The sequence below is a fragment of the Mucilaginibacter sp. genome, assembly GCF_039207105.1.
Lineage (GTDB): Bacteria > Bacteroidota > Bacteroidia > Sphingobacteriales > Sphingobacteriaceae > Mucilaginibacter.
Genome location: NZ_JBCECK010000030.1, coordinates 17,236 through 31,873, shown reverse-complemented (window position 1 = coordinate 31,873; position 14,638 = coordinate 17,236). Strand labels below are relative to the sequence as shown.

Here is a 14,638-nt window from a genome sequence, read left to right as displayed (position 1 = left end):
AATGCTGCGGGAAGGGGTCGATTATTATATTAATGAGGATGGTAACTTTGTTTTCACCAAAGAATATCACCTGAAACGTGGTTATTGCTGCAAAAATAAATGCCTGCATTGCCCCTGGAATTACGGCAAAACTAACGAAAAACCAACCGGGCCGACGACGGATAATAGTGATTAGTGTGAAATTAATGCAACCGGTGTGTACAATACGTATACCGCTAATTGAAAATAATTAAACATATTTGCATCTTATTGATTGTTACATATATGCGGATAGACGACGAAATACAAATCACAAACTTTGAGGATAACTATCATAAAGTAGCGGTTAACATATCATACACCGCCGGTTGGTTAAGTAATTACTTTAAAGCATACTTTGATAAATACAACATTACACAACAGCAATTTAACATTCTGCGGATATTAAGAGGTCAATACCCAAAACCGGCCACCATAAACCTGCTGAAGGAACGTATGGTTGATAAAATGTCAGATGCATCTCGTATTGTTGACCGCCTGATACAAAAAGAACTGGTTTCGCGCTGTACCAATAACAAAGACAGGCGGGCCGTTGACATACGCATCAACGATCAGGGCTTAGCTATTTTAGCAAAAATGGACGAGGAATTCAGAGCAAAAGAGATACTCCAGGGCAACCTGAGCGAAGATGATGCCGCTATACTGAGCGACCTGCTCGATAAGTTGAGAGGATAATATCTGAGCAACAAAAATTTGTCATGCTGAGCGTAGCGAAGCATCTATTATAAGACATGAATAGTTCAATAACAGATACTTCGCTACGCTCAGCATGACAAGGTTATATAACACACGTCATTAAAAACTTCCTCTTATCTTATCATAGATCTCCGCATCGTACAGCTCTTTTAATTGCTGATGCGTTTCTATAGATAGGTGTGGTAATTTTGTAGCCTCCACATTACTGTTAACCTGGGCTACTTTTGATGCGCCGGGTATTACCGTAGTAACTTCCGGATAATCCAATATCCATCTGAGGGCCCATTGGGGCATAGGGCCATCAGGCAGCAATGCCTTAATTTTTTCTGACAGCTTTATCCCTTCCGTAAATTCAATACCAGAAAATGTTTCGCCGCTATTAAAGGCCTCGCCGTTAGCATTGTAGTTACGATGATCATTTGGGGCAAATTGGGTTTGCGCATTAAACTTACCCGCCAATAAACCACTGGCCAATGGTACCCTTACTATGATGGCTACACCTTTTTCTGCCGCTTTAGCAAATACTTCCTCCGCAACGTGCTGCCTGAACAAGTTGAAGATGATTTGCAATGAAGCCAATTCCTCCTGCTCCAAACAAATAAGCGCTTCTTCTGATGTTTCAACACTGGCGCCAAAATGACTGATCAGGCCTTGTTGTTGCAAGCTACGTAAATGATCAAATACTTTACCTGAACGCATTTCTTCGGTTGGTATGCAATGCAACTGTTCTAAAAATAGTTTAGAAACATCCAGATGTTTAAGCGAATCCTCAATATGACGTTTCATAACATCATAAGTAAAGTTTTGCGGCCAGCCGTTAGGAGCATCACCCCTGCGGCCCAGCTTGGTAGCTACATAAACCGGATGCTCAACCGTTTTTAGAAACTTGCCTATTACGGTTTCACTTACGCCCATACCGTATACGTCGGCAGTATCTAAAAAATTTCCGCCCGCGCTGGTATAGGCTTTTAATATCTCTATAGCCTCATCTTCATTCACATTCCCCCAGTCGGCACTGCCGAGCTGCCAGGTGCCTAATCCAACTTCGGCAATAGCGGTTCCTTTAAAATCTCTGTAATTCATAAAATGGTAGTGTTTTGGCAATATTGTTATGCCTGTAAAAGTACAAAGCCGCCTTGACAATCAAAACGGCTTTGTAATATACTATCTGTTACTTAAATGACTGTTATCAGGCTTTCAGATCACCTGTCTCCTGTTTTAAAATATCCAGAATAGTTGGTGTTACCTTTCCAAAAAAAGACACGCCGGAAGCGCCATTCTTCAAGGCATACTGTATACCTGAACGAACTTCTTCATCATTATTAAAATCTGACAGATAGAGACCTGCATACAAGGGAAATTTACCATCCAAAAAATGAATGCCTTCCGCTACGGCATCACCTATCCAGCTTACGTTTTCTTTATAAAAACCATGATATATCATCGGGCAAACACCATCGAGCTTAAAGTTTGTCCAGTCTTGCCGCACATTCCGGCGCGCCACTTCAGGCGTGGGAAACACGGCTGCCGTAATTGGCTTTTTATGCTGATGCGCCACTGCAGAAATACTGTTTACCACCCTGATAATATTACCATACCTGAATAGGCGCCACGAAAGGCTGGCATCTGGGTATTGTATGGCTTTAATATCCTTCCCATACTGTTCTTTAAATTTGGCCCGGCATACCTCACAATAGCAAAAATCATATTCTGGCAACTCCTTTGTTTGTTCAATTTTATACTTATCCCAAAGGTTTACAGGTAGTATCACATCACAATAACGCACATAATCCAAGTGGATGCCATCTACATAATCTTTAGCTAAAATCTCATCAACCGTAGTGGTCAGGTATTTTTCTACCTCCGGGCGCGATGGGCAAAGCCAACGGTAATATTGTACATAAGGTGGTTTATCAGCACATGAATCGCCATTACGGCTTTTGCTGTACCATTCAGGGTGCTGGGTAACCATTTCGGCACGATTAAAAGTCCATATCCAGCGGTGTGCTTCTATGCCGTGTGCTTTTGCCGCGCGAAAATGGCGCTCACTATCATTTTCAAAAAATATTCCGGTTATCCCAGCTGATTTATAGGCCGAGTAGTTGGCTTTCAGATCATCATCGGTATCTTTCGTATTAGGGTTGATCCAGATCCAGTTTTTGATCACTTTCTTTTTTTTACCCGCTATTATGGCCGAAGCCTGGCTTTTTACAGGTATTTGCGAAGCCACGGTTGCCAACAAACCGGCTTTTAAAAATTCGCGCTTATTCATTACATTTTAAGTGATTATTTTGTTACAGTCTCCACTAACCCGTCCTGATTGATGGTATAGGTTAATGTATTGCTTTCATCAGTGCTAATTGAAGCTAAAAACTGGTGTTTTGAGGCTTCAACCTGTAAGTTATTAAATTTTTTTAAAATGTTATAACCACTTTCTATACCTAATTCTTTTAGTGTTTGCGCGTATTCATGATTTTGCTTGAACCACTCTTTTTGCCGGTAATATACCAGCCATAAATACTTTTTCTGTAACTCTGCATAGGGCATTTCGTACCTTTCATCGCCATTAGGTTGATTGTTAAACAACAAGTAACCCCATCGTTCAGGATAATGCATGTTGATAACTCCCTGGGCACTCCATACCCAATTATGTTCGGGCAAATCACGGCCGGTAGTCTCATCCTTCAGCTTTATATTTTGACCGTTCTCAACCTTCGTATCATATTCAACCCTTGAAAAATTAATACGCCATACAGTTCCATGTTCAGGAATGGCAGCTTTAAATCCGGGATTGATAGCTTTAAAAGGGATAGCCATTTCAACCGTCCATCCTTTGTCCGTATCGGTACTGTTATTCAATGTCCCCTGAATTTTAACGGCCGAACGCAATCCCGGTGCATCCCAACCTATTATAGCCTGCCCCTGGTTACGGTATGGCTTGTTTAAATAGAGGTCAAAAATGGTATTTAAGGCATTAACCTCTATTTCGTAATAGCTGTGCGCGGTATTTGCCGGATCAATAAATACCTCAAAATCATTATCCCTATAAACTATATCGTCGTGATTTTTGAGCTTTGCCCAAACCTGCGGGTCATGCAAGCGGGCCGCCACATACAGGCAACTATCATCCCAAAGCATTTTAACATTGGTTTGCAATGTGGGTTTAGGCCTTAAGTCACCTTCTATATCAACAAAATCGTTAGTCCACCTGGCTTGCTGCCATATGTTTTCATCAATATCGCCATCAATAACCGGAGCTTTTGAAGTATGATTGACCACATAGCCATCTGGAACAGTAAATAAATTTTCCAGCCCTTTAAAAGCATCCTGCGCCTTAACCTCGCCCGATATAAAAACCACTGATACAATTAAGCCTGCCTTTATAAAAGACAGGCCCGATCTTAAACTTTCAGATAGTTTCATTAACTGCCCAGTTCTAATATGCGGTCAAACTCTTCCCGTTTTAAACCCATTACCGATAAACGACCTTGTTTAACCAGGCCTACATCTTTCAATTGCTCATCGGCTTTGATCACCTCAAGGGTTACCGGCTTTTTCAATGTTTCAATCGGTGAAAGATCAACCACCACCCAGTTCGGGTCTTGCGTAGTCGGATCCTGGTAGGCTTCTTTTACTACTTTGGCTATACCTACAACTTCTTTACCTTCATTGCTGTGGTAAAATAACACCAGGTCGCCCTCTTTCATTTCTCTTAGGTTGTTGCGGGCCTGGTAATTACGTACACCATCCCAAAAGGTACGGCCATCCTGATTAAACTTTTCCCAACTGTATTTAAATGGTTCTGATTTTACTAACCAATGTTGCATAAATTATTCTTGAATTTTATAGATGTAAATATGTTAAAAAGCATCGAAAAAGGAGCTGAAACCTATAACTCAACCTGTATTTCTTTCCAGTCAATAGCGCCTTGTATATCAATTAAACAGGTTTTACTGTTTAGTATTCCGGTAACTGTTTTAAATGTGCCGCTGGCGTACAATTTACCATTCATTTCTTTTAGCTCTTTAACAACTACTATCTCATTAGCATACCCTGCAGACAATTGGTTGTTTATCAGGTTTGAATAAGCAAATACAAAACCTTTATCAGGCTTGGCGCCATATAGCAATTTCAACTCCGAATTGATAGAAATCTTATGCCCGAGGTAAGTTACAGCGTCTTTATTTGCATTAAATACAGGTGACGCATTTTGCGCATATGTTAGTGTGCTTATGCCAGTTATTAAAACGAATAAAAGAATCAATTTTTTCATTAGTATTTTTTCGCCTAAATTATGGTAAAAACTTATTAATGGTAAATACTGCCCGTTAATCCTTTGTCATAATTATCTTTATTAATCATTTTAATTTTTTAAACAATTCCATATGTTTGTACATATCTACAAATAAACTTTATTTTTATTTGCAGCCATTCATTATTAACCGATACTGCCCCAATTATGAATTTCAAACCCGCACTACTTACCGCTTTGCTGGCTATTTGCTTTTTTAGCGCCAAATCTGAATCTTACAATATCGCGCCACAAGCCACGGTAACTGCTTCATCAACTTTGAGTAAGGAGTATAATCCGGCTAACATTACCGACGGCGTTATTGGTATTGAAAATAAAGGTGAATGGGCCTGCGAAGGTGAAACAGCATCCTGGGGTTATGTAAAATTTCCCTGGATACAGCTCAACTGGAAAGACCCTAAAATTGTTAATCGTGTGGTATTGTATGACAGGCCAAGTCTGAAAGAGTATACCGCCAGCGGTAAGTTAGTATTCAGCGATGGATCAGTGATCTGGGTTGATCAGATACCGAATAATGGTGCAGCCAAAGCTGTCACTTTTAAACCGAAGAAAATAAGCTGGGTAAAATTTGTAACAACCGACGGTGACGGTAAAGATCTTGGCTTTTCGGAAATCGAGGTATTCAATGCTCCTGAACAATATAACGATTATGTATCATGGGTAGACCCCTATATTGAAACGAACCGCGGTAGATATTTCTTTTTTATAACCGGCTGCCGCCCCTTCGGTATGATCAGTGCTGCCCCGCATACCCGCAATAAAAACCAATGGGGCGGTGGTTATGTATATAATGAAGATCATATACTGGGTTACGGTCAAATTCACGACTGGAGTCTTTCCGGATTGGAAATTATGCCGGCTCCTGCCAGTATCGATCCAACAGGAGGCGAAACCGCCTGGCAATCGCTATATAGTCATGACGATGAAATTGTGCAACCCGGTTACCAGCGTAATTTCCTGCGTGACCATCGTACCTGGGTTGAGCAAACAGCTACTGATAGGGTAAGTTTTTACCGCTTTACTTATACCCAAAATATGCAAGCCCAGATAATTACCAACTTGGGCGGTTACATTGGCGGCACTACCATGACCCATGCCGAGGTTAAGCAAACCGGCAATAATGGTTACGAGGGCTCATTTAGTGATGTTGGGCGATTATGGGGCGGCCCTAAAGATGTAAAAGTATTTTTTGTGGTAGAATTTGATAAGCCCTTTAAAACATTAAATGCCTGGGATGACAAAAAACTATTCAACGATATTAAAGAGATCAAAGGCGATAATGCAGGCATAGCTCCTCAATATGATGTTAAAGCAGGCGAGCAGCTACAAATGAAGATAGCCATCTCCTACACCAGCATTGAAAATGCCCGCAATAACCTGAAGCAGGAATGCAACGGTTGGGATTTTAACGGAGTAAAAAATGAATCCCTCCAGGTTTGGAACAACTGGCTGGGCAAAATAGATGTAAAAGGCGGAACCGTTGATCAACGCAAAAAGTTTTATACCAACCTGTGGCATGTATTGCTGGGCCGCCACTTGAATAATGATATATCCGGAGATTATGCCGACCGCACCGGGCCTGCTAAAGCCAAGGCAACAGATGGCTCATTTAAGGTAAGAACACTTCCTAAAAACGCCGATGGTAAACCCAAATTTGGCATGTATAATTCGGATGCGTTTTGGCTTACCCAATGGAATCTGAATGTATTATGGGGTATGGCGTGGCCCGAAGTTCAGGACGATATGTCGGCCTCGATGGTACAATTTGCCAATGATGGCGGACTACTCCCCCGCGGCCCTGTTGGTGGAGGTGATACGTTTATTATGACAAGTTGCCCGGCCACCAACCTTATTGTAAGTACATTTCAGAAAGGTTTACTTACAAAAATTGATGCAGGTAATGCTTTTGATGTTATTAAACGTAACCAGCTGCCGGGCGGTGTACTGGGTAGTAAGGAGGAGATTGAATTTTATACCGAAAAGGGTTATTGGCCAAATAATGCCGGTATCACCATTGAGGCCGCCTTTCAGGATTATGCCGCAGCGCAAATGGCAGCCAAACTAAACCGAACGGCCGATTATAATTTTTTCATGAAACGTGCTTCGGGCTGGAAAAACTTATTTGAACCTAAACAAAAGCTGCTATTCCCCAAAAACAAGGAAGGACAATTTATACATACCGATGCCTTGAGCGGCGAAGGCTGGATTGAAGCCAACGCATGGCAGGCTACCTGGGGTGTTTCGCAGGACATTGCAGGTTTAGCTAAATTAATGGGCGGGAACAATGTACTTTGCGATAAGCTTAACTATGCCTTTGAGCAATCACGTGAAAGCGATTTTGTTTTCGATTATGGTAAAGGATATATCAGTTATGCCAACCAGCCAGGCTGTTCAGATGCGCATGTATTTAACTACGCGGGCCAACCCTGGCTTACACAATACTGGGTACGGAAGGTTCAGGAACAGGCCTATGGTGGTGTATCACCCGATTTAGGCTATGGTGGCTCCGATGAAGATCAGGGACAAATGGGTGGCGTAAGTTCTTTGATGATGATTGGTTTGTTTAATTTACAGGGTAATGTAAGTAAAGACCCGGTTTATGATATTACCAGTCCTGTTTTTGATGAGGTAACTATTAAGCTTGATTCCAGGTATTACTCAGGTAAACATTTTAAGATCAAAACTTACAACAATTCAGCCCAAAACATGTACATTCAGAAAGCTACCTTAAACGGAAAACCGCTCACTCACTTCTGGTTCAGGCATACCGATTTTGCAAAAGGTGGTGAACTGGCTTTATGGCTTGGTCCAAAACCCAATAAACAATGGGGTACAAAATAATTTATAAAAAAAGCCCCGCTGAGAGCGGGGCATAAATTTCAAATTTTGACGAACCGAAATTTTGATAGTTAACGAAATCTGAATGATCTATAATAATTAACTATCAATATTCGCATTAGTTCTGTTCAAATTGTTCAGTTAAATTTCAATGCTATAAATTTAGCAATACATAATAAAATAAAAATCCCCGGCAACAGGCGTTGCGGGGATCTGAAGTTTACAATTGGAGTATCTTAATGCTATGCTTGCTGCATGCTGTAATGAAATCTTTCAGAAATTATTTTGCCGTCTTCAACTTCATAAACGCAGATCTCATTCATCGTGTCGCGGCCCATTCCTTTGTAAGTAACGTCAATATCCATAGCACAGGCAAAAAAATTACCGCTCACAATAGGTTCTGATATGGTAACACCATGTATTTCCTCTACCATATCAAACCAAAGCTTGTTTTTATTTATTACAGCGGCTTTACCTTCCGTTATTTCCATATCCGAGCCTTTTGGTTCATAGCTTACAATATCATTGGCATAAAGCTCATCTACTGCATCAACATTTTTGCCTTCCCGGCAAAGCTGTATCAATTTATTGGCTACATCCTGCGTGTTCATAACTGGGAATTTTATGGTTATTGCTTATATTAAAGTTATTGATAAATTGTTCAATATCATAACAATACATTTTAAATTTAGATTAACATTTCCACCATTTTAATAACCTGTTCACTCTCCAATAACCCTACCTCTTTGTCAATTATTTGTTACATAAACCAATATCCTGTACGTTAAATTATTATAAAGTATTTTAGCGTAAAGCAATCCGGTTTACTTATCCATTTATCCTTGATCATGAATAAACATTATTCTCTGCAAACCAAAACCCTGTTAACTACTTTATGCGCCCTGCTATTATTTACCTTTGGCTCAAAAGCACAAACCACCGTTGATGATCCACATTATGGTATTATCCCCGCTCCTGCCTCTATAACAACAGGCCAGGGTACCTTTGTATTTAGTCAGCTAACACAGATCAAGGCAGATAATGTTAAAGACAGAAACGTTCTGTTTCTGAAAGATTTTCTTTTAAATAACCGCCATTTCAACAACAAACTATCAAAATATAATCCAAAAATAAAATCAAGCAAAGGCACTACTTTAATAATTACATCCAAAGGAGCTGCTACCTTACCTAAAGAAGGATATAAACTAACCATAACACCACGCAGAATAACCCTTGTAGGTAAAGATGCCGGCTTGTTTTATGGTATTCAAAGTCTGATGCAGCTATTCCCGGTTGAAACTTCAGGTACGGAAAAACTGCCTTGCATCACCATTGAAGATAGCCCACGCTTTGGTTACCGTGGTATGATGCTGGATGTATCCCGCCATTTTTTTACCGTACCACAGGTTAAAAAAGTTATTGAGCTGATGGCCGCTTATAAACTCAACAATTTTCACTGGCACCTGGTTGATGGGCAGGGCTGGCGCATCGAGATCAAAAAATATCCTAAGCTAACCCAGGTTGGTGGTTACCGGATGCAAACCATGTATGGTACCAACCGCGACTGGCCCGACTCCCTATCTTACGGCGGTTATTATACCCAGGATGAGATCAGGGATGTAGTGAAATTTGCCGCTGCCCGCTATATTAACGTGGTTCCCGAAATTGAAATGCCGGCCCACTCTGAAGCCGCATTAAGGGCTTACCCGGAATTAAAGTGCGAACTTCCTGCTGACAGCAAGGTACCGGCAAGGGAGGTAAATAATATCTATTGCCCTACTCCCGAAACATTTACTTTTCTGGAGAATGTACTGACCGAGGTAATGGAGCTTTTCCCGAGTAAATACATTCATATTGGTGGCGATGAAGCCAATAAAGAGCCCTGGAAAGCATCGGTATTTTGTCAGAATTTAATCAAGGAAAAAGGCCTGAAGGATGAGCATGAATTGCAAAGCTATTTCATTCAAACCATAGAAAAATTTCTGAACTCCAAAGGCCGCAGCATTATTGGCTGGGACGAGATACTGGAAGGTGGCCTGGCGCCAAATGCAACCGTAATGAGCTGGACAGGTGAAGAAGGTGGTATTGCAGCCGCACGTCAAAAACATAACGTGATCATGACGCCGCAAACAACCGGTAATTACTTTGACCACTATCAAAGCGGCTCGCCACAGGAACCGGTGTCATTTGGCAGGTATGCGGCCTTAGACGAAACCTATAACTACGATCCGGTTTCAAAAGAACTGACACCCGAAGAGCAAAAATATGTAATAGGCACCCAGGGTAACTTATGGACGGAGTATGTACCCACCGTTGCCAAACTACAATACCAGATCATGCCGCGCCTGTTTGCTTTATCGGAAGTGGCCTGGAGTAAGCCCGAAAATAAGGACTATACCAATTTTTCTGAAGTAAGGTTGGCCAAACATTTTGCCAGACTGGAAAATCTTCATTACAACTATCGAGTGCCTACTGCTCTCACCGTTATTGATACAATGGTTTTTGGCAGCAAATTCACTTTTGCTCCAAAATCTGTAGTTCCCGGAGCTAAAATTTATATCACCTATAATGGTCGCGATCCGCTGGATACCGATTGGGAGTATTCATCGCCGGTTACCATTATTGTTCCGCCAAATGAAAAACGGGAATTTAAAACCCGGGTGATCACCCCTACCGGTCGCCGTAGTATAGCTACCCGCATCCTGATGGTTAATAAAGGACTCATGCCGTCAACAGATTATTCAGCCAACAAAGTCGGACTGACCTGCAAATTGATCAAGAGCAAATTTACAACACCAGATCAGCTTGACTATGCTGCCATAGCTGTAAAAGACTCAGTAGTGGCCGATAAGCTTAGTGCGGAAGCATTGAAAAAAGATAACCCTAACTTCGGAATGGTCTTCAATGGATACATCAGCATTCCGGCAGATGGGGCTTACAATTTTTCGCAGGCATCATACACCGATACCGAAGTACAAATTGATGGCGAAAAAATAACTGAGGCCGAACCCGCTTTACCATTGGCTAAAGGCTTTCATAAAATTAAAGTTAAATACATATATAACGTACCGGCACCTATACCTGGCCAGTACCGTATAAGGCAAACGCCATTACGTGTTTTTATCAGCGCTCCCGGAGCTGTTGGTAAAAAAGAGATTGACCCAGCAACGTTATTTAACTAAAAAATTCCCTTCGATACAAAGCCCGTTATAAATTATAATGGGCTTTGTTTTACTAATAATTAATGCGATTAAAAGGAGTTAATCTAAACAGATTAACTCCTCCTCTCTCACTTTAACAAACTTCCCTAAACAGGAATAGCTTAACATTCGTCTTCACTGGTATTATCCGCGATGAAATAACCAAAAGCCGAACTCCCTAATAATGCGATCAATAAGACTATCATAATGTTTAGTTTTAGGTAGATAATTAACTCTTAATTAACTACAATGCTGGTTTATAATGGTTTCAATAATTGTCATTATAACATTTTTATTAATAAAAGTGCCTATACGTTAAAAATCAGCACATTTATAGCCTTAATTATTAAGAAAAATGAACTGCTATTTTAAAGCTATTATAATACCCGATAATTTAAATACCTATACTTGAATAATACACCTTAAAAACATATGTTTGTACATACTAACATATAAAATCTGCAGCCCTAACTTATTTAAATCGTAAAGAATGAAAAAGTTGTACAACAGGCAGGCTCTCCGCTTTGCTGCTATTCTATTTTTTATCGGCATGTCCGCTATAAGCGCATATGCTCAAAAGGTAAAACAGACCTTTACCTCAATTACCCTCCAACCCACGGTGGCATATATGAAATACAATGGCGAAAGCAGACGTATAGCCAGGCTGTTGTTTAAAAACGGTAAAAGCTACAATGCAGCTACTGCTGTAGTTACCTTTAATAACCAAACCGAAAATATAACTATCCCCGCCAGTGCCGATGGCCTGGATGTTTTTGAAGTAGCTCTAGCCGGCCCTCCCATAAAAATTGCTACACAAGCTACCATAACTTTAACTGCTAATAAGCAAATCTATGTAGCCCGTTGTATTGTTGAACCTGCCCGTAATAATTGGAGTGTATATTTGCTGCCGCACTCACATGTTGATATTGGCTATACTAACACCCAGGCTAAAGTGTTGAAACTGCACATGGACAATATTGATGAGTCTATTGACCTGGCAGAAAAAACACAAAATTACCCTGCTGAAGCGCGTTATAAATGGACCACCGAAGCCATATGGGTAGTTGATAATTACCTTAAGCTGGCCAGCCCGGAAAAGAAAGCACGTTTTTGGAATGCTGTTAAAAAGGGTTGGATAAACCTTGACGGCGCTTATGGCAACATCAATACCAGCATGACCGATTCGCGCCAGCTGATGCAGATGTTCGCCAAATCGCAAAAACTGGCTAAGGAGCAGGGTATTGAGATACATACCATGTTTCAGGGCGATGTTCCGGGAGCCTCATGGGGACTTGCAGCCCAGACCGAACAAACCGGTATTAAATATTTTTTGTCGGGGCCAAACGCGTCTGACCGTATTGGCAATCTTGCCAAATGGCAGGACAAACCTTTTTATTGGTTGTCGCCATCGGGCAAGCAAAAATTATTATTCTGGCAGTGCCAGCCCTACTCTATCGCTTACAAGCTTAAGGGCAGCAAGATCCCCAACTTTTTCACTATTGATGAACCTAAACCTTATTATACCGGTAAACCAACAGAGAACTTCCTGAACCCGTACTTGTTTCAATACCTGGGCGATCTGGAACAAAACAACTTTCCTTACAGCATGTCTATCCTGACCTGGGCCATGAGTGATAACGCTCCCATTGATCCGGAGTTACCTGATGCTGTTAAGGCCTGGAACGAACATTATGATTCGCCAAAGCTCATTATCACCTCGGTAAAACAATTCTTTACGGATCTGGAAAGCAAATACAAAAACGATATCCCATCCTTTAACGGCGATTACACCGAATACTGGACAGATGGCGTATCATCGGCAGCAAAAGAAACCGCCTTAAGCCGCAGCACATCTGACAGGTTGAAACAAACCGGAGCTATTTGGGCTATTCGTAACAAACCGACCTACCCTGTAACTGATTTTGATGATACCTGGAAAAATTTGCTACTATACAATGAACATACCTGGGGAGCATACAACAGTGTGAGCAAACCCGATGATGAAAAGGTAAAAAGCGAATGGGCTGTAAAACAAGGTTATGTACTACAAGCAGAAAAACAGGTTGATTCCTTAATGGCAGCGGCTTTAAAACCCGCATCTGCCAAAACCAATGCTATTGATATTTATAATACTACTGCCTGGCCTCGTACTGATGTGGTTTATGTATCTGCAGCGTTAAGTAAAGTCGGCGATCTGGTTAAAGACGCTTCCGGAAAAAAAATAGCATCTCAACGCCTAACTACCGGTGAGCTTATTTTTGTAGCCGATGCCGTACCAGCCTTAGGTAAAAGCACCTATAGCATTAATACAGGTAAAGCATTCTCTGGTAAAACATCAGCAAAGGCAACAGCAAATACGTTAACTAATGGCATTTATAATCTGACTGTTGATACCAAAACAGGAAACATCGTTAAGTTAACCAAAACCGCATCACCTACACGTAATTATGTAACAGCAGATTCGGCCGGGCTCAACCAATACCTATATATGCCCGGTGATTCGCTCAAAAATCTGGTTAGCAGTGCAGACGCGAACATCAACATTAAGGAAAAAGGCCCCTTAGTTGTAAGTTTACTGATCAAATCAGATGCTCCGGGTACAAAAGGCCTTACACGCGAGGTAAGATTGGTTAACGGCATAGATAAAGTTGAACTGATCAACACTATTGATAAAACTGCTATCAGGCGTAAAGAAAGTGTGCATTTTGCTTTCCCTTTCAACGTTCCGGAAGCACAGGTGCGTTACAGCATTCCCTGGGGTAGTGCCCGCGCCGAGGCCGACCAGCTGCCTTATGCTAACCACAATTGGTTTACGATGCAGCGCTGGGTTGATGTTTCGAATGCATCATATGGCATCACCTGGACAAGCCCTGACGCACCTTTATTTGAAATCGGTAATATCACTACAGCTAATTTACTGGGTGGTCTTCATCATGCTCCGCAATGGCTTTCATTCACTCCGCAATCATCAAATATTTATTCGTGGGTGATGAATAACCTGTGGCATACCAACTTCAGGGCTGACCAGGAAGGACCTGCTACCTTCCATTATTTTATACAGGCTCATGATGGCGGCTATGATAGCTTTAAAGCCAATCAAACCGGCCTCAACGACCATCAACCTTTAATTGCAGCTGCTGCCACCAGTGAAGCTGAAAAAGGCCTGTTCTTCAAGATCAACAGTAACCAGGTTTATGTAGAAGCCATAAAACCCGCCGATGACGGGAAAGGTGTTATCGCACAACTGGTGAACGCAGGTAATACCGATACAGAAGTAAGTCTTACCCCAACCAATGGTGCTGTTATTAAGATCTGGGAAAGTAACCTGATGGAGGATAAGCTTAAGAGCTTAAATGAACATTTTACTATTCCTGCTAAAGGAGTAATCAGTGTTAGGGTTGAGCAATAGATAAATTCTAAATCCTAAACTCTAAATTCTAAGTCAGGAGATTATACAGATTTACGAAGTTTTGAAAACTTCGTAAATCTTCTCTTATTTGTTCATTACATCCACGTGTCATTAAGGTACCAAGCAATGACGCATGGATTGTTA

At 41.2% G+C, this 14,638-nt stretch carries 11 protein-coding genes; 5 read left to right on the top strand and 6 right to left on the bottom strand.

Annotated features, from left to right (window positions below; translation table 11 throughout):
* The first annotated feature begins 1 nt into the window (after position 1).
* Both AAGC65_RS08825 and AAGC65_RS08820 read left to right on the top strand, forming a co-directional pair.
* Positions 2-175 (top strand): DUF5522 domain-containing protein, encoded by a 174-nt coding sequence (locus tag AAGC65_RS08825; protein ID WP_343112073.1) that lies wholly within the window; start codon positions 2-4, stop codon positions 173-175.
* 89 nt (positions 176-264) lie between these two features.
* Positions 265-714: a MarR family transcriptional regulator gene (locus AAGC65_RS08820; RefSeq protein ID WP_343112072.1), complete on the top strand. Its 450-nt coding sequence runs from the start codon at positions 265-267 to the stop codon at positions 712-714.
* Positions 715-834: 120 nt separating this feature from the next.
* On the opposite strand, the gene AAGC65_RS08815 is transcribed toward AAGC65_RS08820, so the two are convergent.
* The 5 genes from AAGC65_RS08815 to AAGC65_RS08795 all read right to left on the bottom strand — a co-directional run bounded on the left by AAGC65_RS08815 (position 835) and on the right by AAGC65_RS08795 (position 5,008).
* Positions 835-1,818 (bottom strand): aldo/keto reductase, encoded by a 984-nt coding sequence (locus tag AAGC65_RS08815; RefSeq protein ID WP_343112071.1) that lies wholly within the window; start codon positions 1,816-1,818, stop codon positions 835-837.
* A gap of 106 nt (positions 1,819-1,924) precedes the next feature.
* Positions 1,925-3,007, bottom strand: a complete 1,083-nt coding sequence (locus AAGC65_RS08810; RefSeq protein WP_343112070.1) for a family 10 glycosylhydrolase — start codon at positions 3,005-3,007, stop codon at positions 1,925-1,927.
* Between the two features lie 14 nt (positions 3,008-3,021).
* Positions 3,022-4,158, bottom strand: coding sequence for a carbohydrate-binding family 9-like protein (locus AAGC65_RS08805; protein WP_343112069.1), 1,137 nt, complete (start codon positions 4,156-4,158; stop codon positions 3,022-3,024).
* Complete coding sequence (locus AAGC65_RS08800; RefSeq protein ID WP_343112068.1) at positions 4,158-4,562, bottom strand: EVE domain-containing protein; 405 nt, start codon at positions 4,560-4,562, stop codon at positions 4,158-4,160. Before AAGC65_RS08800 ends, AAGC65_RS08805 begins: the two co-directional genes overlap by 1 nt.
* Before the next feature lie 62 nt (positions 4,563-4,624).
* The gene (locus tag AAGC65_RS08795) at positions 4,625-5,008 is read right to left on the bottom strand and encodes a hypothetical protein (protein ID WP_343112067.1); all 384 of its coding nucleotides are present in this window, start codon (positions 5,006-5,008) and stop codon (positions 4,625-4,627) included.
* Positions 5,009-5,194: 186 nt separating this feature from the next.
* Between AAGC65_RS08795 and AAGC65_RS08790 the strand changes: the two genes are divergently transcribed.
* The gene (locus tag AAGC65_RS08790) at positions 5,195-7,888 is read left to right on the top strand and encodes a GH92 family glycosyl hydrolase (RefSeq protein ID WP_343112066.1); all 2,694 of its coding nucleotides are present in this window, start codon (positions 5,195-5,197) and stop codon (positions 7,886-7,888) included.
* A gap of 239 nt (positions 7,889-8,127) precedes the next feature.
* On the opposite strand, the gene AAGC65_RS08785 is transcribed toward AAGC65_RS08790, so the two are convergent.
* Positions 8,128-8,496 carry a nuclear transport factor 2 family protein gene (locus AAGC65_RS08785; RefSeq protein WP_343112065.1) on the bottom strand — a complete coding sequence of 123 codons (369 nt, stop codon included), beginning with the start codon at positions 8,494-8,496 and terminating at the stop codon, positions 8,128-8,130.
* A gap of 237 nt (positions 8,497-8,733) precedes the next feature.
* Between AAGC65_RS08785 and AAGC65_RS08780 the strand changes: the two genes are divergently transcribed.
* A complete protein-coding gene (locus AAGC65_RS08780) occupies positions 8,734-11,067 on the top strand; it encodes a family 20 glycosylhydrolase (RefSeq protein WP_343112064.1) in 2,334 nt (777 codons plus the stop codon).
* 508 nt (positions 11,068-11,575) lie between these two features.
* Complete coding sequence (locus AAGC65_RS08775) at positions 11,576-14,494, top strand: glycoside hydrolase family 38 C-terminal domain-containing protein (protein WP_343112063.1); 2,919 nt, start codon at positions 11,576-11,578, stop codon at positions 14,492-14,494.
* Positions 14,495-14,638 lie beyond the last annotated feature (144 nt).